This is a genomic window from Antribacter soli, assembly GCF_021568775.1.
Lineage (GTDB): Bacteria > Actinomycetota > Actinomycetes > Actinomycetales > Cellulomonadaceae > Antribacter > Antribacter soli.
This window is the reverse complement of the sequence record NZ_JAKGSG010000020.1, coordinates 140,780-162,983: the sequence shown is the minus strand read 5'-3', so window position 1 is coordinate 162,983 and position 22,204 is coordinate 140,780. Positions and strand designations below refer to the sequence as shown.

Genomic DNA, 22,204 nt, shown 5'->3' with positions numbered 1-22,204 from the left:
GTGGCCCTCGTTGCGCTCGTCAACGCCAAGGGCTCACCGGGGACCACGACGACGGCACTGGTACTGGCCCTGCAGTGGCCGCGTCCGGTGCTGCTCGTCGAGGCCGACCTCGCGGGTTCCTCCATCCTGGCCGGCTACTTCCGTGGCCAGCTCGCGCACGACCGCGGCCTGAGCCGGCTTGCCCTGGCGCACAGCCACGGTGACCTGGAGGGCAGCCTCTGGGCGCAGACCCTGCCGCTCGCCGAAGGCAGTCAGGACAAGAAGCTGCTACCGGGGATCACCGGGCCGCACGTGGCACCCGCCGTCGCGAACCTGTGGGCCGCGCTGGCGAACCAGCTCCTCGCGCTCGAGCGTGGCGGCATGGACGTCCTCGTCGACCTGGGTCGCATCGGCCCGGTCGGCGGCGGCGCCACCCGCGAGGACCGCGAGCCGATCCTCCGGCTGGCCGACCAGGTGCTCGTCACGACCGGTTCCCGCCTCCCGGACATCGCGGTGACCCGCGAGCTGGTCCGCGCGCGCACCTCGGTGGTCGACGCGGCCGCGCGCGACCTCACCAATCTCTCCGCCCTCACGGTCGGCCCGGGCCGTCCGTACCAGGCGAGCGAGATCGCCTCGACCCTCGGCCTGGCCTCGGTCGGCGCGATCGCCTGGGACCCGGTGAACGCCGAGGTCCTGGCGGTGGGCGCCCCGCCGGGGCGCCGCTGGAGCGGCTCCGCCCTGGTCCGGTCCGCCGCCCCGATCATCGACGCGGTCACCGAGCGGATCGAGCAGCGGCGCGCCCGCTTCGCGACGGGGGAGGAGAACTGATGGCCAAGCAGCCCGCGGAGCTCCCCGAGCTCGGGGGCCTTCCCCTCTTCCAGGACGCGCACACGGGCGTCCACCCCGGCACGGTGCCCGACGCCGGACCGGTCGCCCCGGGCGTCCCGCCCGCCGGTGCGGCACCCGGCCCGGGCGGCCACTCGCCCTGGGTGGGCGCACAGACCAGGGCGGGCTCCGACGTCGGGCAGCCTGGGCGGGGGGCCGCTGCGTGGACCGAGGCCGCCGCCGGGGCCGACACCGCGTCGCGGACCCGGGACGCCGAGTTCTGGGCGCAGGTCAACGGCCTGCGTGGCGAGGTGTCGCAGCGCCTGACGACGGCGCTCGCGGCGCGCGAGCTCGACGAGGACACCCGCGAGGCGCTCGGCCAGGAGCTCATCCAGCAGGTCGTGCGCGACCACAACGACGCGTTGCTCAACGCCGGGCAGCGGCCCTGGACGCCCGAGTACCAGGTCGAGATCACGCGGGCGCTCTTCGACGCGCTGTTCCGGCTCGGCCGGCTGCAGCCGCTGATCGACACGCCCGACGTGGAGAACATCGAGATCACAGGGACGCAGCCCGTCCTCATGCTCATGGGCGACGGCTCGCGCCGGTACGCCGAACCGATCGCGGACTCGGACGCCGAGCTGATCGACTTCCTCCAGTTCCTCGCGGCGCGCGACCCCGCGAACGAGCGGTCGTTCACCCGCGCGAACCCGTTCCTCAACCTCGACCTGCCGGGCCGCGTGCGCCTCGCGGCCGTGGGCTGGGTCGTGCCGTGGCCGCGGGTGACGATCCGGCTGCAGCGGCTCCAGTCCGTCGACCTGGCGATGCTGCGCGGCACGGGCACGGTCGACGCCGTGCTGGAGGAGTTCCTCGGGGCGGCGGTGCGGGCCCGCAAGTCGATCGTGGTCTCGGGCCAGGGCCAGGGCTCGGGCAAGACGACGATGCTGCGGGCGCTGTGCGCCGGCCTGGATCCCTGGGAGTCGGTCGCCACGATCGAGACCGACTACGAGCTCTACCTGCACCTCGAACCCGAGAAGCACCGCCGCGTCGTGGCGCTGCGCACGCGCGAGGGCTCGGGCGAGATGAACGTGTCGGGCCGCCGCGTCGGCGAGATCGACACCAACATCAACGTGTACGAGTCGCTGCGCCACAACATCTCCCGCGTCATCGTGGGCGAGGTGCGCGGGCCAGAGATCGTGTCGATGTTCCAGGCGATGCAGATGGGCAACGGGTCGCTCTCGACGGTGCACGCGGACGGCGCGCGGGACGTCGTCGAGCGTCTGGTCGGCATGGCCGTCCAGGACTCGACCCTGAGCGAGACGTACGCGTACCGGCAGGTGGCGCAGTCGATCGACCTCATCGTGTTCCTCAACGTCGACATCGACCGCGTGACGGGCCGCCGCGTCCGCTACGTCTCCGAGGTGATCGAGGTGACGCGTGGCGAGCAGGGCAACCCGGTCGCGGTGACGGACCTGTTCGCGCCGGGCGACGACGGGCGGGCCGTCCCGGCGCACTCGCCGTCGTTCCTGACGGACCTCGAGCGGTCCGGCTTCGACGCGTCGTTGCTCAACTACCGCTCCGGGCTGTGGGGGAACTCGCCGTGACCACGCTCATCGCCATCTTCTCCGGGCTGGGTCTGGGGCTCGGCCTGTGGTTCATGGTCGTGGGCGCGCAGAAGTCCGAGCCCGTGCCGCGGCCGGTCCGCACCGAGCCGCCGTTCGCGGGCCTGGTGCGGCTCGTCGGCCTCGACAAGGGCGGTCCGCTGTACCCGCAGCGCCGGCTGCTGTTCGTCGGCGCGGCCGTCGGCGCGGTGGCGGGCATCTTCACCGGCTGGTGGTCGCTCGCCCTCATCCTGCCGGTCCTGATCGTCGGGCTGCCGTCGCTGTTCCGGACCACGACGTCGTCGGCGGACGTCGAGAAGCTGACCGACCTGACGGCCTGGGTGCGGTCCCTCATCGGCGTGCTGTCCGGCGGGGCCGTGGGCCTCGAGCAGGGCATCGCCGCGACGCTGCACGGCGCGGCGCCTTCGATCCGTCCGTCTCTTGCCCGGCTGGTGGCGCGCCTGGAGGCGCGCCAGCCGATCAAGCCGGCGCTGTACCGCTGGGCCGACGAGATGGACGACTACTCCGCCGACATGATCGCCTCCGCCCTGATCCTGGAGTCGGAGAACCGGACGGGTGCGGTCGCGCAGGCGCTGCGGCAGCTCGCGGAGTCGCTGTCGGCGCAGGCCCGGGCCCGTCGTGAGATCGAGACGGAGCGGTCCACGGGCCGGGCGACGGTGCGCTGGGTGACGATCGTGACCCTGCTCGTCCTGGCGGGGACCTCGATGACGGGGTACCTCAGGGGGTACGCGAGCCCGACCGGCCAGGTGGTCGCCGTCGCGCTGTTCGTCGCCTACTGCGGGTGCCTGCTGTGGATGCGCCGCATCTCCCTGGGCCGGCCGATCCCGCGGTTCCTCCCCGCGTCCGAGAGGGGTGCTTAACCGATGTGGACCTACGCGGTGGCGGCAGGCGTCGTCGGCGGGCTCGGCCTGCTCCTGATAGTGCGGGAGTTCGTCCCGTCGCTGCCTCGCCTGCGCTCGGCGCTGGACCGGCTCAGCGGGGACGACCAGGTAGGCCCGGTCGTGGTGTCCGACGACGAGGAGGTCACCCGGACGCAGCACTACACGCAGGTCTTCGGGGCCTGGGCGCAGCGGCGGCTGCCGTCGTCGGTGCTGCGGCCGCTGGGGCCGACGGCGGCGGACCTCGATCTGATCGGCAAGACGGCGACCGAGCACTACGGCGAGAAGGCGCTCGGCGCCGTGATCGCGCTCGTCGCAGTGCCGTTCCTCGGGCTGTCCGCCAGCCTGCTCAACCTCGGGCTGCCGGTGTCGGTACCGTTCGGGGCCTCGCTGGTCTTCGCCCTCGGCGCCTGGTACCTGCCCGACCTCGACGCCCGGTCCAAGTCCCGGCGCGCCCGGCAGGAGTTCGCCCGGGCCGTGTCGACGTACCTGGAGCTCATCGCGATCGAGCGGATCTCCGGGGCCGGCGCCACCCAGGCGACGTTCGCCGCGGCCGAGGTGGCGCGCAGCTGGCCGTTCCGGCGGATCGCGGAGGCGCTCGAGCGCGGGCGCTGGGAGGGGCGGCCGCCGTGGACCTCGCTGCGGGAGCTGGGGGCGGAAGTCGGTGTGGACTCGCTCGGCGAGGTCGCGTCGATCATCGAGCTGGCGGGCACGCAAGGGTCGGCGATCCACGACCAGCTCCAGTCGAAGGCGTCGGCCATGCGGGACGCGCAGCTGGACGTGGAGCAGCAGATCGCGCACGACGCGACGGTCCGTATGACCGTCCCAGGAACTTTGACCGTCTTTGTCTATTTCTTGATGCTGATTTACCCGATCGGCGTGACGATGTTCCAGCAGGCGCCGTGACCGACGTGGTTACGCGGTCCGTGAACCACGATGCTGACATCACAGTCTGCCCTGTCGCGAATCGGGCATCCGGGGAACACTCGTGTCACACGAACCGCATACCAGCCATTTGTCGAATCTGACAGCACCACCGGGAGTCGCGATGTCAACCACCCCCAGCACCAACCACTCCCCGGCCGTCCGGGCTGCCGCACGGGTCTCCGCGCGGGCCGCCGGCGCGTCGGCGGCGTTCGGCGAGGTCTTCGCCGCACGTCGCGCTGAGCTGCGCGCCCGCCGCGCCGCACGGCGCGCCGGGTCTCCGGACGACGAAGGGCTCGAGTCGATCGAGGTCGTCGTCCTGTCCGTCGTCGGTCTGGGCATCGTCATCGCGCTCGGCGCGGCCATCAAGGCCCTCGTGGACCGCTACATGGAAGGGCTCGGCTGACAGGACCGCACGTACTGCCCGTCGCACACCAGGGAGGTCGCACCGTGAACGTGAGCGTCCTCACCGGTGTGCGCCCGCGCCCTGAGGCCGACGACGCCGGGGCCGCGTCGATCCAGACCGTCATCGTGTACCCGATCGTGCTGCTGCTGATCTTCGGCATGGTCCAGGGAGTCCTGTACTTCCACGCGCAGAACACCGCCCAGGCGATCGCGAACGGCGCCGTGCAGGCGGCGCGGGTCGAGGGCGGGAGCGTCGAGGCCGGCTACCAGGAGGCGGCGGCGCGGCTGGAGCGCGCGGGGGAGGGCGTCTTCGCCGACGTGCGGATCGCGGTGGACCGGGGGGCCACGACCGCGACCGCGACGGTGACGGGGCTGGCCCCGTCGATCGTGCCGGGGCTGCGCGGGCTGCTGATCGAGCAGACGGCGACCGGTCCCGTGGAGCGGTTCACCTCGGAGGGTGCGCCGTGAGGGGGGCCTGGGTGTCGTCGGTCGGGGCGGCGGAGCCGGAGGTCGTGCGCGCGGGCAACCATCCGCGCGCTCGTTCCTCGCGCGCTCCCGCCAGGCCCGTCCACGCCCGCGCGCACGACCTCCGGCTCCGCCGTGGTTCGCTCGCTCACCTCCGTGGGCGGAGTGATGAGGGCAACGTCGCTGTGAACACCGCCGTCATCTTTCCCGTGCTGCTGCTCGTCGGGTTGCTGCTCATCATGGCCGGGCGGATCGTGCTGGCCCAGGGTGTGGTGCAGTCCGCGGCGAACGAAGCGGCGCGGGCGGCGTCGATCAGCCGGAACCAGCAGGTCGCGGCGGTCCAGGCGACGAGCACGGCGACCACGACGCTCTCCAACTCGAACGTGAAGTGCGCGAGCACCTCTGTGGCGCCGTCGACCGAGGCGTTCGGCCTGCCCCTCGGGGAGACCGGGACGATCACGGTGACGGTGTCGTGCGTGGTGCCACTCGCAGACCTCGGGATGCCCGGAGCACCGGGCAGCCGGACGATCAGCGCAACCGGGACGTCGGTCCTGGACGCGTACAGGGGGCGGCAATGAGGCAGGGGACCAGGTGGTGGTCGCGCGGCCCGCACGTGCCGGTAGCGGCAGTGGCGGGCGCCGGCCGGCGTCGGGCACGGGACGATCGCGGCGAGGTCTCGATCCTCGCCGCGGGCCTCGTGCCCGCGCTGATCATCGCGATCGGTCTCGTCGTCGACGGGGGCGGGAAGCTGCAGGCCGAGGACGAGGCCGAGTACGTGGCCGAGCAGGCCGCGCGAGCGGCCGCGCAGCAGGTCGGCATCGCGGCCCTGCAGCGAGGCGATGCTCCGGTGATCGACCCGGTTGCGGCCGTGACGGCCGCCCAGCAGACGCTCGACGCCGCCGGCGTCGTGGGCGCGGTCGACGCCGTGAACGGCGCGACCGTGCGCGTGAGCACCGAGGTCACGTACCGCACCAAGTTCCTGCCGCTGATCGGCATCCACGAGCTGACGGCCACGGCGACCGCCGAGGCCCGCGCAGTCCGCGGTATCGGGGAGGAGGCCCCATGATGAGCACCTCGACACAGCACCGGGCGACCGGGCGGGTCCGGGCGGCAAGGCCCGGCGCGCCAGAGCCAACCGGTCCGGGGATCGCCGTCCGTGTGGCGCGCGGCCTCGGCGCAGCGCTCGCGCTCCTCCTCCTGGTCGTCGGCATCCCCGTCGGCTTGTGGTTCTTCGGCGGCCCGATCGTCACCGGCGAGATCACGTGGGACAGCGTCCTCACCACGCTGAGCACCCCCGACGTGACGGGCAGCGTGCTGCTCGGCCTCGTCAAGGTGGTGGGCTGGCTCGCGTGGGCCACGTTCGCGGTGGCGGTGCTCATCGAGGTGGTCGCGGCCGCACGCGGCGTGCGGTCCCCGCGGCTGCACGGCCTGGGCCTGCAGCAGCGCGCCGCGGCCGCGCTCGTTGGCGCGGTCGTGACGATGCTCGTCTCCGCCCCCGGCGCCGGCCCGGCCTTCGCAGCCACGGCAGCCGGCCCGACGGCGGACCTCGCGAGCCCGACGTCGGGCGTGAGCGTGTCCGCGGAGGCAACGCAGTCGGGTGGGACGACGACGGAAGCAGCGGCGGCGATCCCGACGACGGCGGAGACGCCGGCACCGCCCGCGACCTACACGGTGAAGGCCGGCGACAGCCTCTGGCGCATCGCCGCGCAGACCCTCGGTGACGGTGCACGGTTCAAGGAGATCGCAAACCTCAACTACGGGGTGGCGCAGCCGGGTGGCGGCACGCTCGACGCCTCGCACTGGATCGAGCCGGGCTGGGTGCTGACGCTTCCTTCCGACGCCGCCGAAGTAGTGAGCTCGTCCGTCGTGACAGCCGGAACTGTGGAGGGTGAGCCGGACGAGCTCACTACTTCGGCGGGAGGGACCCATACGGTCGTGCCCGGCGACACGCTGTGGGAGATCGCGGAGGACGAGCTCGGCGACGGCACGAAGTACCCCGAGCTGTACGAGGCGTCCAAGGACACGGTGCAGCCTGGCGGCGCCCACCTGTCGGACCCCGACCTGATCCTTCCCGGCTGGAACATCACCGTCCCGGGCGCGACCCCGACGGCCGCCCAGACCAGCGCGCCTGCACCCGAGGCCCCGGCCCCGGCGCAGCCAGGCGAGTCGACGGGGGAGAGCGGGAGCGCGCAGGGCGAGGGCACGGTCGAGGGCGGGACCGACGCGGCGGGCGAGGCGAGCGATGCCGCCGCGGCTCCCGAGGCGGTCGCCGAGCCGACCGCACCCGCGGCCGAGCAACCTGCTCCCGAGCCGAACCCGGCGCCCGCCGCTGAGGCCCCGGTGGGTGACGCCGTCACGTCCGAGGACCTGTCGACTCCTGAGATCGCCGAGTCCGCGCCGGCCGCCGAACAGCCGGTGCCCGAGCGGCCGGCTGAGCAGGCCGCCCCGGCTCAGCCCGCTCCCGAGGCGGAGTCCACCGCGCCGGCGACGCCCTTCCCGGAGGGGGCGTCGATCGGCGCCCCGGAGGACGAGTCGCTCCCGGTCCCGAACCCGGCGGCCGCACCCGCGGACACCCCGATCGCCTCGCAGTTCCAGGCGGTCACGCCCGACGACCTCGTCGCCGACCCGACCCTCGAGCAGACGCCCGAGCAGGGCTCGACAGGCATCGACCCGTTCGACGACGGCGTGCTTGCACCCGAGCTGACCGCCCCGGCACCGGAGCAGGCCACGTCTCCGACGAGCGCTCCCGTGGAGGCTGAGGGAGCGCCGGAGGCGCAGGCCGAGACCGCTGCGCCCGAGACGACGGAGGCGGGCGGCGCGGCCGAGGACACCGCGGCGAGCCCGGACACGACAGTTCCCGACGCGGCGGCCGACACGGCGGCGCCCGAAGCGGGCGCACCCCAGGCGGGGGCGACGCTGCTGCCGGAGGTGACCACGGCTCCGCCGTCGGGCAGCGTGGGCGACGAGGTGAGGCCCGAGGACCTGGCCGCGGACGGCGCCACGGAGATGACGGCCGCCCCTGAGGCGACCGCTGCCCCGGAGCCGGTCGCAGAGGCGACCGACCCGGAGGTCGCGGCGGCGCTCGCGGACGCGGACCTGGCCGAGGAGCTCGACGAGAGCCTCGACGTGCGGACGGTCACCGGCGTGGGTGGCCTGCTCGCGGCGGGCATCCTCGCCCTGATCGCGGCGAAGCGTGCGAACGCCCGCCGTCGGCGCAAGGCCGGCGAGCGCATCGCGATCCCGGCCCCGAGCAGCCCGCCTGGCGTCCTGGAGCAGCAGCTACGCGCCGTGGAGGACACGTTCGGGCGCGAGCAGGTGGACCTCGCGCTGCGGAGTCTCGCGAACTGGCACCGGGAGCGGGCGCTCCCGCTGCCGGGGGTGCGGGTCGCGCGTCTGAAGAGCGGCGACTTCGTCGAGCTCTACCTGGACCGGCCGGCGCAGCTTCCGCACCCGTGGGCCTCGACGACGGACCGTTATGTGTGGCAGCTGTCTGCGGCGGACCTGGACGGCGTGCTGGACGACGCCCGGGGCGACGCGCCGTACCCGTCGCTGGTGACGATCGGGCACGACGACGAGGACGCGCACCTGATGCTCGACCTGGAGAACGTCGCGTGCCTCGACATCCGCGGCACGGACGAGAGCGCGCAGGCGACGCTCGCGGCGCTCGCGATCGAGCTCGCGACGTCCCTGTGGGCGGACGACCTGCAGGTCACGGTCGTAGGTGCGCTCGGCGACCTGCCCGGCGCCGTCGACACCGGACGGGTGCGGCACGTGCCGAGCCTGGCCGGGATCGTGCGCGAGCTGGAGGCGCGCGCCGCCGACGTCGAGCGGACGCTCGGCCAGGTCGGTGCCTCGTCCGTGGCCGACGCGCGGGGCCGCGGCCTTGCGATGGACGCGTGGACGCCCGAGATCCTGCTGGTGGGGGAGCGGCTCGGGACCGCCGAGAGGACCGCGCTCGAGGCCCTGGTCGACAGGGTGCCGGGCGTGGGGATCGCTGCCGTGACGTCGAGTGCCGACCTGGGGGAATGGGTATTGGATCTGACCGGTGAGCTGACCGGGGGCGACACGTCACGTGGCGTCCTGGTGCCGGCCTACATCGCGGTGCGGCCGCAGCAGCTCGACGCGGAGACGTACTCGCGCGCGCTCGACCTGCTCGGGGACCCGGAGCAGGTGCCCGGCCCGGAGTGGGCGCGGAACCTGCCGCCGGCCCCGGAGCCGGCCGTCGAGGAGATCCGTCCGCAGGTGGTTCCGGTGGGTGCGGCGGCACGTCGCGCCTTCGGCGGCGGCGTGGGCGTGGTGGAACGGCCGTCCCTCCCGGGCGGCCCGACGGCGGACGGTGAGCCGGGCGCTGCGGCTCCCGTCGAGCCTCTCGCGGTGCCGCGCGCAGGCAACCCGTGGGTGGAGCCGACCGCGCCCAAGCCGGCGCGGACGCCCGTGGTGCGGGTGCTCGGACCGGTCGAGCTGGCCGGGATGACCGGGACTCCGCTCCCGGCGTCGCACCAGCGGCAGGCGCTCGAGCTCGTGTCGTTCCTGGCGTTCAACCCGGGGGCGCGTGGGGCGGACATCTCGAAGGCCCTGTGGCCGTCGCGCGAGCCGAATCTGGCGACGCGGCGGTCGGCGGTGTCGCGGGCGCGGCGCTGGCTGGGTGTGGACGCGTACGGATACGAGTACCTGCCGCGTTACTGGTCGTCGGACGACGGCTCGCAGGTGGACCAGGAGTCCGCCGGGTACCGGCTGCGTGGTGTCACCACCGACTGGGACCAGTTCTGCGAGCTCGTCGGGCCGGACGTGACGTCTGCGCCGCTCGAGGATCTGCGTTCCGCTCTGACCTTGGTGCGCGGGCGGCCGTTCGAGGACGCCCCCGCCCGCAAGTACGTGTGGGCGGAGACGCTGCTGCAGGAGATCACGGCCGGCGTGGTGGACGTGGCGCACGAGGTGGCGCGCAGGGCGCTGGTTGTCGGTGACATCGCGCTGGCCCGCGAGGCGTCCAAGGTGGGGCGGACCGTGGACCCGGTGGACGAGCGATCGTGGCGCAACGGGATCAAGGCCGAGTGGGCAGACCGGAAGCCCGACGCGGTGGTGCGGCTCGTCGACCGGCTGCGGGACCACCTGGAGCAGCTGGAGCTGGAGCCGGAGCCGGAGACCGAGGACCTGATCTCGAAGGTCCACGTGCTGGCGGGGAAGAGGACGCGAGAGCGCTGACCTGCTTGGCTCGTGGGGCTGGGCGGCTCGGGGCCGCGTTGGTCCGGCCTCTGAGCAGGTCCAATGCGTCCGCTCTTGGCGAGATGTTGTGAATTATCACAGCGAGCCCTTGCCTGACTTGTCATCTCCACAGACGCTTGGACTAGCGTTCCGACCCTGACCGCTGCGACGTGACCCCAGAAGGAGCCACCATGCCGTCCCCGACCGGTACGCCCTTGCGTGTGGTTGGCGTGCTCGCGGGCCTCGCCGTGGCGGCTGCCGCGACGGTCGGGGTGGTGTACCTCGTGCGTGATGGGGCTCCGGGGACGGGAGCGATCCCGGGGCCGGGGACCGGTAGTCCTTCGCTGTCGCCTTCCGCTTCTTCCTCTGCTGCGGAAGCCGGGCCGAGCCCGTCGCCGACGACGCCGGAGGAGCTGAAGGCGAAGAACATCGCCGAGGCGAAGCAGCAGATCGTTCGGTACTACGAGGCGATCGCCGCCGTCTCCAACGCTGGGTTCGGAGACTGGGAGGCGAATCTGTCCCCATTCTGGGGGCATCCAACGATTGCGCGCTCGATGTCGCAGACCTATGCATCATTTGCTGAGTCGGGGTACTACACCAGCGGCCAAGCCGTCGTCCAGACCATGACTGTCACCGATTACAGTCCCGATGACTCAGGGTTCGAGAGCGTTGGCCTCGACGTTTGCGTGGACTTTGGTGCCGTCCAGACCTTCGGGCGTGACGGTGTCGAAAAACCTCGCGATGCCGCCACGCCAACACGGTACGTGTTGTCCTACCTCATGCGACACCAAGGTCCTGAGACCGAGTGGACGGTCAACGATGAACAGCGGCATGTGGAGCAGCCATGCTGAGCGCAGCGCGCTGGCTTCGGCGAGCGACGGGCCCAATTTCTGTCGTCACCGCACTGATGTTCGGTGGCTACGCCAGTCCGGCGTCGGCGGCGCCTACAGGCTGTACTGAAGTCCTCAACCCAGACGGGACGGTCACAATCATCTGTGAGGGCGATCCCGGCGGTGGTGAACCTGGTGATGGCGGTGGTGGCGGCCAACCGACATGTCGGTTCAACGGAACTGAGGTTCCGTGCTCGAGCCCTTACGGCACGTGGGACGGACGCTGTTACCTCCGCGTGGCTGATCCACAGCCGCCTTCGGATGCCGCTGTCTGGGAAGACAATGCGGATGGCGTGATCCTTGAGTGCACCCCCTACCCCTGCGTAGTGGCTGGCGGTGACGTCGAGACATGCCTTGGCCACTCGTACTACTGGGCCGCAGACCCACCCGATGCCGGTCCTACCCCTCGCCAGCTCGCTGAGCGGGCAGTTGCACAGATGAACCTGCGGATGGGCGAGATCGGCAGCACGCCTCCGACAACTGCCACGAAGCCAGCCGCAATGGGAGTCATCGGACTCCCGATGTGGCTGTGGGTCGCAAACCGGGCTGAAAACACGACCGGCCCAATTACGCGCACCGCGGCAGACGGAGGCCTTTCGGTCTCGGCGACCGGAACGTTGGACCGCATCACGTGGACCGTCACGGAAGCCGACACTGGCGTCGCGCGGGCCACCGTCACCTGCCGCGGCGAGAATGCCGCCGGCACGCCGTATGACGGTCGGGACAACGCGTCCCCGTCTCCGACCTGCGGCATCCCTGCGGATCTGAACCTGTACGCCGGCCGCTTCACCCTGACTGCGACGGCCTATTGGACGGTGGAGTGGCAGGGCGCTGGCCAGTCGGGAACGATCAACGTGCCGCCGCAGACGAACCGCGTGCCGGTGACCATCGGAGAGCTCCAGGTCTTGCTCTCCCACTGAGACGCCGGTCAGCCGGCGGCATCGGCAGGCGTCCCCCGGACGATGATCCCGAAGACATCGGCCGCCTCACCGGATCCTAGCGGCGACGAATCGCCAACTTCACCCGCGTCGCGTGGCCAAGGTAACGAGTGGTCTGGTGAGCTATGCCCATGGATTCGCCGGTCGAAGCAGCCCTCCGCGCGCGCATCATCTCTTGGGTCAAGGAGCGAGCTGAGGCTAACGGCGGGTTCCTCCATCGCGATGAACTGCTCGACTTCCGGATCGACGGGCAGAAGCTGCCCGTCATCGACTACTCCCGCGGCATCCGTAATCCAGCTGTGTTCGAGTCGACTCTGTCGATCGTGAGTGCGGCCGATGGTCCGTACGACGACGTCGAGTCGGAGGACGGACTGCTCCACTACGCATATCGGGACGGCGACCCCTGGAGCGGGGACAACAGAAAGCTCCGCAACGCGATGAGCACGGGCATGCCGCTCATCTTGTTTCGGAAGGAAGTCCCGAACATCTACACCCCAGTGACACCGGTGTATGTCGTCGAGGACTACCCCGAGGACCGTACCTTCATCATCGCGCTCGACGAGGCCTTCACGTTCGTGAGCGACGTCAGGCACCTGTCCGAGCCGCAGCGCCAGTACGCTCGACGGCTCGCAAAGTCGCGGCTCCACCAGCCGGCATTCCGTACTCGAGTGCTCGTTGCCTACGAGACGCGGTGCGCGGTGTGCGAGCTCAAGCACGGATCGCTCCTCGACGCGGCACACATCGTTCCCGACACCCATGAGCGTGGGGTGCCGACGGTGAACAACGGGCTCTCGCTGTGCAAGATCCACCACGCCGCCTACGACCAGAACATGCTGGGTGTCACGCCGGACTACGTCGTACGGATTGCCCATGATCTTCTCGAAGAGATCGACGGTCCGATGCTGAAGCACGGGCTCCAGGAGATGCATGGCCGACAGATCCAGCTACCGAAGCGGCGGGCCGACCATCCCGGCCGAGAACTGCTTGCCTGGCGTTACGAGCAATTCGGCGTCCTTGCCTGACATCGACAGCTCTGCCGGTTTGACCACGGGGCCCGCGAGCCGAGCTAGAAGTCGACTCGCCCTCAAAGAGGCCTCGCGCCTGGAGTAGACGGGGACTTTTCCACAGGGTCCCCTGCGCTTGTGTTGCGTACTCGCTACGGTGTTCGGCGGGGGTTGTTCCGTCGAGGCAGGGGGTTGCCGTGGTCCGTGGTTTGTTCGGCCCAGGAGTTGTGGCGCTCGTGGTTCTCGGGCTTGCGGGGGCCTGCACGGATGGCGGTGAATCAGGCCCGACGCCGGAGCCGACGCCGACCGTCGCAAGTCCCTCGCCATCGGCCTCGGAGCCTGAAGTGGTAAAGCCAGAACGGCCGGAGGCGATGGACCGCGACGATGCCGAGGGCGCGGCTGCTGCAGCGATCTACTTTCTCTCGCTGCGGTCATACATGATGGTGAGCGGGGACACCGCCGAGTGGGAGGCGATGTCGCACGAGTCCTGTGGGTTCTGCAGTGGAGACCTCGAGCAGGCCCGTCAAATCCACGAACGCGGCGACTCGTTCTCTGGCGGACGGATCCTGGCAACGGTCGTCGAGGTATACGCGCGTGACAGCCTCACCGGAGTCACACCGCTCGACGTCGAGATGGACGAGTCGGTGACCTCGATTGTGGACCATTCCGGGCAAGAGATATTCCGGAGCGACCGAAGCGTCGAAGTGAACCGCGTCGAGATGGGCCAGATCGATGGCGAGTGGGTAGTCGTCGAAGTCGCTTCCCTCCTGGCGGGCGGGTGAGCGGCGTGAGCCGAACGGGCAAACACATCGGTGGTGTTGCGCTGATCGCAGCCGGGCTTGTTTTGCCAGCTGGACCGTCGACCATGGCTGACGATCGACCGGTCTATCTGTCCGGGAATACTAGGGCTGACGAGCACTCCGTGAATGTTGAGGCGCGAGTTCCTGAATCAACAGAATTCGCCCCCGCCGACGCGCCCCCTGACACCGCCCGCTACTACCGCGCCACGCCCGACCTCTGCGCACTCCTGGACCTCGACATCGCCGGCAACGTGCGGGGCATCCGCTACGACATCGCAACGTCGTGCGCCGAGGGGATCGAGCTCGGAGGCATCCCCCTGGAGTGTGCGGAGGGCGAGGAGTACAGCGCGGCGCTGTTCAGGCAGGTCCAGACGAGCACCGGCTGGGGCGAGCCAGAGCTGGTGGCCGGCGAGGAGTGTCGAGCACCGGCAGACCTGAGCGCCGAGGCCGCCCGTGCGTGGGGCGCACTGCAGATCGCGCCGCCCGGCATCAACGTGCAACCGCCGGACGGCTGGACGCTGGTCAACATCGACACGATCACCTACACGCAGGGCGGTGCGCAGGAGTTCGACGTCGTGCTGCTGGGAACGCCGGTGACGATCCGCGCGGTACCGACGGAGTTCACCTGGGACTACGGCGACGGCACGCCCGCGCTGGTCACGATCGACCCGGGCGCACCGTACCCCCGTCACACGATCAGCCACGCGTACGCGGCGCCGGGCAGTGCGACGGTGTCGTTGACGACCAGCTGGCGCGGCCAGTTCCGGGTCGCAGGCGAGACCACGTGGACAGATGTCCCGGGGACGGCGGTGACCCAGTCGTCGTCAGGCCCGATCGAGGTACACGAGGCCAGAACCCGACTGGTCGAGGACCTGTACCCGTGACCGCCGATGAGTTCCCGCCGCCCCCGCCGTCGAACCTTCCAGACACCCAAACAGGGTCTGACCAGGGAGGTTCCCATGTCGTTCCAGGCTTATCTCGACGCCGTCGAGGACAAGACCGGGCTCACGCCGCGTCGCCTGATCGAGCTCGCGCACGAGCGCGGCTTCGACGCCGACACGAAGGCCACGCCCATCCTCGAGTGGCTCAAGGAGGACTACGGGCTCGGCCGAGGGCACGGGATGGCGCTCGTGCACGTCATCAAGAACGGGCCGACGATCAGCACCAAGCACGTCGGCTCGGAGGGTTCGCACCGCGACGAGTCGGAGACGCTGTGGCTCGACGGGAAGGCGACCAAGCCTGCCTGACGCCGGTCCGAGGCGCGGGCGATCCATCGGGGCTTCTGCCACAGTAGGCCGCATGACGGACAAACCCGCCGAGACCGAAGCCACTTCGACCACCGATGGAGCGTCCGCCTACGGGTCACCGTCCGCCGCGGGGCCGCGGCCCCCGTACGGCCCGGGGTCCCTCGGCGGAACCGCAGACGCCCCATCACAGCCCGAGGGGCTGCCCGCGACCCCCGAAACACTCACCCCAATGACGGACCCCGGCCGCACCATCGCGCTGGTCGGCATCCTGCTCGTCGCGGTCGGCGCGTGGCTCGCGGTCCCACTCTCGCTGTGGCACGTGCCTGACCTGGACCTCGGGTTCACCCAGAACAACGTGGCATACGTGGTCGGGCAGGTGGCGCTGCCCGCCACTCTCGTCCTCGCGGCCGGTGGGACGACGCTCGGCCTGCGCGGGTTGCACCTCGCCGCCCTGATCGTGACCGGCGCCCACCTCCTGCTCGAGGTGGTCATCGGAGCAGTGCAGCTCATTCTGGGCGCCCGCGTCCCGCTGACGGTGGGCACAGGCATGGAGGTCTTCGTCCTGGGGCTCGCTCTCGCCGGTCTTGTCGTCTCCCGGTCGGCGTCGCTCCGCGGCCCGACGACGCAGCGGTGGGTCGCCCTCGGCCTCGTCACAGCCGCCGCCGCGCTGAGCATCCTCCCCGATCTGATCCGATACCCGGTGGACGACATCTCCTACCTGCCGCTCATGCTTCCCGGGCTCGCGGGCGGCATCGCTGTGGTGCTGGCCGCCGGACTCGTTGGCCTGGCGCGTCCCTGGGCGCGGTACACCGCGGCCGGCGTGCTGGTCGCGATCACGGTCTTGCTCCTCGTAGGCCTGCCCTGGGGGTGGGAACTAGACGAGTACATGATCGTGTGGGTCGTCGGCGACGTCGCCCGTGGGGCGCTCGTCCTGATGGCGGCAGTCCTCGCGTTCCTCGCGGCCCGCCGCCTGCGGCAGGCGCCCCAGCAGGCACGCCTCGTGGAGGGCGCGTCCCCGGCCTGAGCACTGCGCCGCCTCAGGCGAGGTTCGCGCCCACGGTGCGCGCGACGTCGTCGGGTAGCGGATAGGGGCGCTCGCGGGGGAGCAGCGACGCGTCCCCGCGCCGCCGGCCCCACCCGCGCGCCCACATTTCCCCGCGACTCAGGCGTCAACGACGCCATACTCCCGCAGGATCTCCAGGATCCGCACCGGCGACCCCGTCAGGTCGGTCGCGCCCGCGGCCAGCGCCTGCACCCGCTCCGCCGGACCGCCCGACCCCACCAGAACCACCGGCATCGCCCGGTCCACCTCGCGAACACGGGCAAGAAGGCGCAGGCCGGCGTCAGGCAGGTCGTGGCCCAGCTCGCTCCGCGACATCCCGGAGATCACCGCCCCGTACGACCGGTCCTGCATCAGTCCCATCGCCGACTCCGTGGTCGACGCAAGATCCACGGTGACTCCCTGCCGGCGCAGCGAGTCGAGCATCAAGGCGTTGTCCTGCGGGGTGTCGTCCACCCAGAGGACCGAGCGCGGCCGCCTCGTCGGCGGCTCCGGCTGCGTCCACGGGGCACCGGGCGCCGTGCGCCGGTCCACGGGTTCGGAATCGTCGTCGTCCGCATCCGCGTAGGGTTCCTCCGGCGCCGCCGGACCACGCCCGGGGGAGCCCGGCCCGCCCTGCCAGGGCGGCAGCGGCGGCCCGCCCGGCACGGGCCCACCCGGCACCGGCGCCCCGGGCACCGTGTCGCCCCGCTTCTCGAGCCCGCGGTCCTCGTCGAGCCAGGGCGGCGGCCACTCCGGGTACGGCGGCTCCGGATACGACGGCGGACGCAGGCCGGCGAGGTCCGCCCGCAGCCCGACCACCTGGCGCTGCAGGTCGTCGATGAGCGCAGCCTGCTGGTCGCTGAGCTGCTTCACGGTCACCTTCTGGCCGCCGAGCTCGAGCGTCACCTCGGACCCGCCGAGCAGCGCCTTGAGCTGCGCGCGGAACAGCAGGAGCACCGTGAGCACGAGCAGCGGCCACAAGAGGGCGGCGATCGCAGTGAGGAGGTCGGCCACGTGGCGAGGCTAGTGCTCGGCCGACGTCGCGGACAGTCCCGCTTCGCCCTCGCATCCCAGCAGGTCAGCCGGCGAGCATGTCCTGCATCGTCGCGATCTCGGCGGTCTGCGTCTCGACGATCGACTCCGCCATCGCGACGGCACCCTCGTGCTTTCCGTCGGACACCTCGCTCTCGGCCATGTCGATCGCGCCCTCGTGGTGCTCGATCATCTGCTCGAGGTAGAGGTCGCCCGCAGAGGCGCCGTCGGCGTCGGCGAGGGCCTCCATGTCGGCCTCGCTCATCATCCCGTCGCCGTGGTCCATGCCGCCGGCCATGTCGGCGCCCCACTCGTCGAGCCACTCGTTCATCTGCTCGATCTCAGGACCCTGCGCGGCCTTGATCTGCTCGGCCAGATCGACGACCTCCGGGTCCACGCCGTCCTTCGCGAGGAGCACGTCCGACATCTCGATGGCCTGCTCGTGGTGCGGCACCATCATCTGGGCGAACATCACGTCGGCCGAGTTGGCGTCGGCCGAGGTGCCGTCCATGCCGTGGTTGCCCATGCCCGAGTCGTCGCCGGAGCATGCGGTGAGCAGGGCGGCGGACGTGATGGCGACGGCCGTCGCCAGGATGCGCTTCATCGGGGAGCCTCCGAGGTGAGGTGCTGCGGTCGCTCCGACTATACCCCGGGGGAGTATCCGAGGCGGCTCAGGACGCCCACAGGTGGAGCGTGACCGCGACGAACCAGCCGAGCACCAGCGCGGGGCCGAAGGGGATGCGCTCGCCGCGGGCGCCTCGCGCAAGCTTCCAGACACCGACCGGGAAGACGAGCAGGTACGGGATGACGAGGGCGCCCACCGCAGGCGCCCAGCCGAGCCAGCCGGCAAGACCCGCCAGGACGGCCGCAAGGCGCAGGTCGCCCCGGCCGGTCCCGCCCCACCACCACTTGACCCAGAACACGCCCGCTACCGCGGCCCCCGCCAGCAGCGCCCGCCCGAGCGGCCACAAGGTCCCGTCGGCGACGGCCTGCCAGGTCGCCCACGCGCCGCACAGAGCGGCCAGGGTCCACACGAGCGGCGTCGGGATCCGGTGCTCGGCCAGGTCCACCACGAGGACGGTCCCGCCGACGAGCGCGACCAGCAGCATCGGCACCAGAAACGCCCAGCCGTCGGTCACAACCATGACCAGCAAAGACGCGCCACAGAGCCCGACCGACACGAGCGCCGCGCGCAGGACGTACCGGTTCCACCCGGGGGCCGACGTGACGCCGTCGGGCACCCTCACGACGCCCCGGCCGGCTCCCATGCCGGAGGCCCGGCCGGGTCCCCGGCCGCCACCCGTGCGCCGAACCGCCACAGCACCATCCCCGCCGCGAGGTACGCGAGGGAGAGTGCGGCGAAGAGCCAGGGCGACCAGCCGGCGTCGGGCACCAGGAAGGCTGCGAGCGCCGCGGCCCCCACGAAGGCCGCGTTGTAGAGGACGTCGTAGAACGCGAAGGCGCGGCCGCGGAAGGCGTCGACGGAGTCGCGCTGCACGATCGTGTCGACCGCGATCTTGGCCCCCTGCGCCGCGAGCCCGAGCGTCAGCGCGGCCGCGAGGACCGCGGCCCGGCCGGGCTCGGGCAGCAGCAGGAGCTGAGCCGCGGCGGCGGCGAGCAGCATGATCGCGATCCAGGTCTGCGACGCCATGCGCCGCGCGAGCCACGCGGTGAGCACGATCGCGAGACCGCCGCCCACGCCAATCATGGCGATGACGGTCGCGAAGTTCTCGAGGCCGTTGCCCGGCAGCAGGTTCCGCGACATCAGGATGGAGGCGATGAACACGACCCCGTACAGGAAGCGGTGCACGGCCATGACCAGCAGCGCCTGGCCGGGGGTGCGGCGGGCGGCCAGGTAGCGAGCGCCGTCGGCCAGGCCACGCGCCACGCGCGCCACCTCACCGCGGATCGTGCCCGATGCCGGTCGCTCCGGTCCCAGCAGGTCTCGCCTCATGCGCAGCCCCAGCAGGGCGGCGAGGCCCATCACCACCGCGGCGCAGGCGAGGGCGGCGGAGTCGCGCGCCCGGCCCTCGGGCAGCCCGAGGCCGAGCAGGAGACCGACGCCGCCCCCGAGGAAGGCTGCGCCGGCGCCGAGGGTCGGGGTCACCGAGTTGGCGGTGAGCAGCAGCTCGCGCGGGGCGACCCGCGGCAGGCCGGCGCTCAGGCCCGCCAGGAGGAACCGGTTCACGCTCAGGGCCGCCAGGCCGAGCATGTAGATCGTCGGCGTGACGCCCTGCGTCAGCATGAGCACGGCCATGGTGCCGGTGATGAGGACGCGCACGGCGTTGCCGAGCACGAGGACCTGCCGGCGCGACCACCGGTCGAGGAAGACGCCCGCGAACGGCCCGACGATCGTGAACGGGGCGAGCATCGTCGCGAACGCCGCCGCGATCGCCTGGGCGCTGCCCTGCGACTCGGGCGAGAAGAACAGCAGGTTCGCGAGCCCGACCTGGAACATGCCGTCGCCCGCCTGCGAGACGAGCCGCACCGTGAAGAGCTTGCGGAACCCGTCGAGGCGGAGGAGCTCGCGGAGCTCGGAGAGGACGCCCACGCGCTCACCCTAGGCCCAGCGCCCGTCGCGGATCGGCGGGTGACCGTCGACACACCGCGGAGAACCCGGGTCGCCGGGACCGGGCGGGGGAACCTGCGATAGCCTCGTCGATCTGGCAGGGGGTCTGCCCCGTGTTGTCCAAGTTGTCCGGGCGAGCAGCAGGAGATACGTGGTGCTGACAGGTCCTCCGGTTCCCCCGCCCTCTGGGCGGCCGACAACCCGGCAACTGCTCCCGCATGACCCCGCGCAGGTCGGTCCCTATCGGATCCAGGCACGTCTGGGTGCGGGCGGCATGGGCACCGTCTACCTCGGCGCCGACGCGGCGGGGCGGTTCGCCGCGGTCAAGGTCGTCCGTTCCGACCACCTCGGTGACGACACCTTCCGGCAGCGCTTCCGCCGCGAGGTCGCCGCCGCGGCCCGGGTCCGCAGCCGGTTCACCGCGGACCTCATCGCCGCGGAAGCTGACGCTCCGGAGCCCTGGCTCGCCACGCAGTACGTGCCGGGGCCGACGCTCACCGAGGCGGTGAGCGACCGCGGACCGCTGCCCGAGGCGGCGGTCCGGGACCTTGTCGCGGGGGTCGCCGAGGCGCTGTGGGCCATCCACAACACGGGCCTCGTGCACCGGGACCTCAAGCCGTCCAACGTCCTGCTCGGACCCGACGGGCCGTGCGTGATCGACCTCGGCGTCGTCCGCACGAGCGAGGCGACGACGCTCACCACCACGGGTCTGCAGATCGGCACCCCGATGTTCATGGCGCCGGAGCAGGCGCGCGGCGACGTCGTGACCCCGGCCGCCGACATCTGGGCGCTCGGCGGGCTCGCGTACTTCGCCGCCACCGGTGACCGCCTGTTCGGCGCGGGGCAGCCGAGCGCAGTCCTCTACCGGGTGGTTCACACGGAGCCCGACCTCTCCGGCTGCCCCGCCGGCCTGCGTCCCCTGATCGCCGCGTGCCTCGCGAAGGACCCGGCCGCGCGGCCGTCCGCCGCCGCGATCCTGGCCGCGGTCCGGCCGGGCACGCGGCCCGCGGTTTCCAGCGGGCCGACGGCGAGCGGGTCCGGCGCCGCACCGACGGACCCGCCGTTCGTCGCCGGGGACCCGGAGCTCACGGGCGCCGCGACGCACCTCGCGGCCACGGGCTTCCGCACCCCGGTGAACCCGAACCCGGTCAGCCCGGCGCCAGCGGCGCCGCCCACCGGTCCCCGACGTCGCCGGCTCGTGATCGCGGGGGCGATCGCGGCAGGGGTGGTCCTTCTCGGCGCCGGCGTTGCCACGGCGCTGGTGATGCAGCAACAGGCCAAACCGCTCACGGAGGGGGCCCCGTCGGTCGTCGTGTCAGTACCGGCAACGGAGACCTCGGCCCCGGCCACCGCGGTCGCGGTCGAGCCGACGTCGTCGGCCGAACCCAGCGCCGAGCCCGTGCCGTCCACACCTGTGGTCGAGACCGAGCCCGCGACGCCCGCCCCTGTGGGGCCGAGCCTCTTCACCGCAGGCGGGGTGACCCTGGCGGGGAATGCCGTCGTCGGCCAGACGCTGACCGTCGCGGCCGACGGCTTCTGGAGCCCCGCTCCCGACCCCGCCCTGACGACGTGCGCCTGGTACAAGGGGAGCAACAGGCTCCAGACCGACGGGACCTGCTCGTACATCGTCGCTCCTGGCGACGTCGGTCACATGATCGGCGCGACGCTCGTCGCGGCGCACCCCGGCTATGAGAGCACCGAGGTGCCTTCGCCGAAGAGCGCGACCGTCGTCCGGGCGGTGTTCGCCGTCGACGGGCTGACCGTGAGCGGCAAGGCGACCGTGGGATCCACCGTGACCTGCAACGTCCCCGGCCTGGAGAAGTACCCAGCGGCGCAGCGGACCTTCCAGTGGCTCCGTGGCGAGTGGAAGGACGGCGTGGCGACGAAGGTGGTGTTCGGGACTAACAGCCCGACGGCCAAGCTGCCGGCGGAGACGGCCGATCACAGCGTCTGGTGCCGGATCAAGCTCAGCCAGGGCGGGTACGACGACCTGGACATGATGAGCTCGAAGTTCGGCTTCGTCAGCGCCGCCTCGTAGCGTCGCGGAGTCAGCTCCTGGCACGCCCCGCACCGTAGCCGCCGCCGATCGAGACGCCGAGCCCGAGCAGGAAGCCGACGTCGTACCAGCCGCCGGTGTTGTGCACCTCGTAGATCGACACGCTGTCGGTGAACAGCGAGATCACGAACGTGACCAGGACGATGAAGCCATGCCATACCCCGAGCCAGAACCCGGCGGGGCGCTCGCCACCCGGCGCCGGGACGTCCACGGCTTCGTTCACACCCGGCGCGCACGCGGCCAGTGCGAGCAGGCAGACAGCAAGGACGATTGGCACGGCGAAACGCGCAGCGCGGCTCATTCCTCCAGAGTCGCACCAGCCGTCGCGG

General features: G+C 71.8%; 22 protein-coding genes. 17 read left to right on the top strand and 5 right to left on the bottom strand.

Going from position 1 to position 22,204, the window contains the following annotated elements; genetic code table 11:
- The 16 genes from L1785_RS05420 (at position 1) to L1785_RS05345 (ending at position 16,200) form a co-directional block, all read left to right on the top strand.
- A complete protein-coding gene (locus L1785_RS05420) occupies positions 1–807 on the top strand; it encodes a CpaE/TadZ family protein (protein WP_236088183.1) in 807 nt (268 codons plus the stop codon).
- Positions 807–2,405, top strand: coding sequence for a TadA family conjugal transfer-associated ATPase (locus L1785_RS05415; protein ID WP_236088182.1), 1,599 nt, complete (start codon positions 807–809; stop codon positions 2,403–2,405). The genes L1785_RS05420 and L1785_RS05415 overlap by 1 nt, the downstream gene beginning before the upstream one ends.
- Entirely contained in the window at positions 2,402–3,283 is an 882-nt protein-coding gene (locus L1785_RS05410) for a type II secretion system F family protein (RefSeq protein ID WP_236088181.1), read from the top strand. The genes L1785_RS05415 and L1785_RS05410 overlap by 4 nt, the downstream gene beginning before the upstream one ends.
- Positions 3,284–3,286: 3 nt before the next feature.
- Complete coding sequence (locus L1785_RS05405) at positions 3,287–4,207, top strand: type II secretion system F family protein (protein ID WP_236088180.1); 921 nt, start codon at positions 3,287–3,289, stop codon at positions 4,205–4,207.
- 142 nt (positions 4,208–4,349) lie between these two features.
- A complete protein-coding gene (locus L1785_RS05400; protein ID WP_236088179.1) occupies positions 4,350–4,631 on the top strand; it encodes a hypothetical protein in 282 nt (93 codons plus the stop codon).
- Positions 4,632–4,675: 44 nt separating this feature from the next.
- The gene (locus tag L1785_RS05395) at positions 4,676–5,098 is read left to right on the top strand and encodes a TadE/TadG family type IV pilus assembly protein (RefSeq protein ID WP_236088178.1); all 423 of its coding nucleotides are present in this window, start codon (positions 4,676–4,678) and stop codon (positions 5,096–5,098) included.
- Positions 5,099–5,280: 182 nt separating this feature from the next.
- Positions 5,281–5,673, top strand: a complete 393-nt coding sequence (locus L1785_RS05390; RefSeq protein WP_236088177.1) for a TadE/TadG family type IV pilus assembly protein — start codon at positions 5,281–5,283, stop codon at positions 5,671–5,673.
- On the top strand, positions 5,670–6,161 hold the full coding sequence (locus tag L1785_RS05385) for a pilus assembly protein TadG-related protein (RefSeq protein ID WP_236088176.1): 492 nt from the start codon (positions 5,670–5,672) through the stop codon (positions 6,159–6,161). Before L1785_RS05390 ends, L1785_RS05385 begins: the two co-directional genes overlap by 4 nt.
- The gene (locus L1785_RS05380; protein ID WP_236088175.1) at positions 6,161–10,297 is read left to right on the top strand and encodes a LysM peptidoglycan-binding domain-containing protein; all 4,137 of its coding nucleotides are present in this window, start codon (positions 6,161–6,163) and stop codon (positions 10,295–10,297) included. The genes L1785_RS05385 and L1785_RS05380 overlap by 1 nt, the downstream gene beginning before the upstream one ends.
- A 191-nt stretch (positions 10,298–10,488) precedes the next feature.
- Complete coding sequence (locus L1785_RS05375) at positions 10,489–11,148, top strand: hypothetical protein (protein WP_236088174.1); 660 nt, start codon at positions 10,489–10,491, stop codon at positions 11,146–11,148.
- Between the two features lie 476 nt (positions 11,149–11,624).
- Positions 11,625–12,107 (top strand): hypothetical protein, encoded by a 483-nt coding sequence (locus L1785_RS05370; RefSeq protein WP_236088173.1) that lies wholly within the window; start codon positions 11,625–11,627, stop codon positions 12,105–12,107.
- A 149-nt stretch (positions 12,108–12,256) separates the two neighbouring features.
- On the top strand, positions 12,257–13,147 hold the full coding sequence (locus tag L1785_RS05365) for an HNH endonuclease (RefSeq protein ID WP_236088172.1): 891 nt from the start codon (positions 12,257–12,259) through the stop codon (positions 13,145–13,147).
- 209 nt (positions 13,148–13,356) lie between these two features.
- Entirely contained in the window at positions 13,357–13,911 is a 555-nt protein-coding gene (locus tag L1785_RS05360; RefSeq protein ID WP_236088171.1) for a DUF6318 family protein, read from the top strand.
- Between the two features lie 83 nt (positions 13,912–13,994).
- Positions 13,995–14,813 carry a PKD domain-containing protein gene (locus L1785_RS05355; RefSeq protein ID WP_236088170.1) on the top strand — a complete coding sequence of 273 codons (819 nt, stop codon included), beginning with the start codon at positions 13,995–13,997 and terminating at the stop codon, positions 14,811–14,813.
- Between the two features lie 75 nt (positions 14,814–14,888).
- Positions 14,889–15,176, top strand: a complete 288-nt coding sequence (locus L1785_RS05350; protein WP_236088169.1) for a DUF4287 domain-containing protein — start codon at positions 14,889–14,891, stop codon at positions 15,174–15,176.
- A 229-nt stretch (positions 15,177–15,405) separates the two neighbouring features.
- Positions 15,406–16,200 carry a hypothetical protein gene (locus tag L1785_RS05345; protein ID WP_236088168.1) on the top strand — a complete coding sequence of 265 codons (795 nt, stop codon included), beginning with the start codon at positions 15,406–15,408 and terminating at the stop codon, positions 16,198–16,200.
- A 138-nt stretch (positions 16,201–16,338) separates the two neighbouring features.
- On the opposite strand, the gene L1785_RS05340 is transcribed toward L1785_RS05345, so the two are convergent.
- From L1785_RS05340 to L1785_RS05325, 4 genes are all read right to left on the bottom strand, one after another.
- Positions 16,339–17,232 carry a DNA-binding transcriptional response regulator gene (locus L1785_RS05340; RefSeq protein WP_236088167.1) on the bottom strand — a complete coding sequence of 298 codons (894 nt, stop codon included), beginning with the start codon at positions 17,230–17,232 and terminating at the stop codon, positions 16,339–16,341.
- 64 nt (positions 17,233–17,296) lie between these two features.
- Positions 17,297–17,854 (bottom strand): DUF305 domain-containing protein, encoded by a 558-nt coding sequence (locus tag L1785_RS05335; protein WP_236088166.1) that lies wholly within the window; start codon positions 17,852–17,854, stop codon positions 17,297–17,299.
- A 67-nt stretch (positions 17,855–17,921) separates the two neighbouring features.
- On the bottom strand, positions 17,922–18,497 hold the full coding sequence (locus tag L1785_RS05330) for an A24 family peptidase (RefSeq protein WP_236088165.1): 576 nt from the start codon (positions 18,495–18,497) through the stop codon (positions 17,922–17,924).
- Positions 18,494–19,801, bottom strand: a complete 1,308-nt coding sequence (locus L1785_RS05325; RefSeq protein ID WP_236088164.1) for an MFS transporter — start codon at positions 19,799–19,801, stop codon at positions 18,494–18,496. The genes L1785_RS05330 and L1785_RS05325 overlap by 4 nt, the downstream gene beginning before the upstream one ends.
- A 169-nt stretch (positions 19,802–19,970) precedes the next feature.
- Here L1785_RS05325 and L1785_RS05320 point away from each other — a divergent pair, with 169 nt between their 5' ends.
- Positions 19,971–21,857: a serine/threonine-protein kinase gene (locus tag L1785_RS05320; protein ID WP_308113263.1), complete on the top strand. Its 1,887-nt coding sequence runs from the start codon at positions 19,971–19,973 to the stop codon at positions 21,855–21,857.
- A 10-nt stretch (positions 21,858–21,867) separates the two neighbouring features.
- Here the strand turns inward: L1785_RS05320 and L1785_RS05315 are convergent, their stop codons facing one another.
- On the bottom strand, positions 21,868–22,176 hold the full coding sequence (locus tag L1785_RS05315; protein WP_236088162.1) for a hypothetical protein: 309 nt from the start codon (positions 22,174–22,176) through the stop codon (positions 21,868–21,870).
- Positions 22,177–22,204: the final 28 nt, after the last annotated feature.

What these genes read in the sequence shown, in the direction of transcription:
- L1785_RS05415 (WP_236088182.1), top strand. Translation starts at nt 807, where the DNA reads ATGGCCAAGCAGCCCGCGGAGCTCCCCGAGCTCGGGGGCCTTCCCCTC.
- L1785_RS05405 (WP_236088180.1), top strand. Translation starts at nt 3,287, where the DNA reads ATGTGGACCTACGCGGTGGCGGCAGGCGTCGTCGGCGGGCTCGGCCTG.
- L1785_RS05400 (WP_236088179.1), top strand. Translation starts at nt 4,350, where the DNA reads ATGTCAACCACCCCCAGCACCAACCACTCCCCGGCCGTCCGGGCTGCC.
- L1785_RS05385 (WP_236088176.1), top strand. Translation starts at nt 5,670, where the DNA reads ATGAGGCAGGGGACCAGGTGGTGGTCGCGCGGCCCGCACGTGCCGGTA.
- L1785_RS05380 (WP_236088175.1), top strand. Translation starts at nt 6,161, where the DNA reads ATGAGCACCTCGACACAGCACCGGGCGACCGGGCGGGTCCGGGCGGCA.
- L1785_RS05375 (WP_236088174.1), top strand. Translation starts at nt 10,489, where the DNA reads ATGCCGTCCCCGACCGGTACGCCCTTGCGTGTGGTTGGCGTGCTCGCG.
- L1785_RS05370 (WP_236088173.1), top strand. Translation starts at nt 11,625, where the DNA reads ATGAACCTGCGGATGGGCGAGATCGGCAGCACGCCTCCGACAACTGCC.
- L1785_RS05365 (WP_236088172.1), top strand. Translation starts at nt 12,257, where the DNA reads ATGGATTCGCCGGTCGAAGCAGCCCTCCGCGCGCGCATCATCTCTTGG.
- L1785_RS05355 (WP_236088170.1), top strand. Translation starts at nt 13,995, where the DNA reads ATGGCTGACGATCGACCGGTCTATCTGTCCGGGAATACTAGGGCTGAC.
- L1785_RS05350 (WP_236088169.1), top strand. Translation starts at nt 14,889, where the DNA reads ATGTCGTTCCAGGCTTATCTCGACGCCGTCGAGGACAAGACCGGGCTC.
- L1785_RS05345 (WP_236088168.1), top strand. Translation starts at nt 15,406, where the DNA reads ATGACGGACCCCGGCCGCACCATCGCGCTGGTCGGCATCCTGCTCGTC.
- L1785_RS05335 (WP_236088166.1), bottom strand. Translation starts at nt 17,854, where the DNA reads ATGAAGCGCATCCTGGCGACGGCCGTCGCCATCACGTCCGCCGCCCTG.
- L1785_RS05315 (WP_236088162.1), bottom strand. Translation starts at nt 22,176, where the DNA reads ATGAGCCGCGCTGCGCGTTTCGCCGTGCCAATCGTCCTTGCTGTCTGC.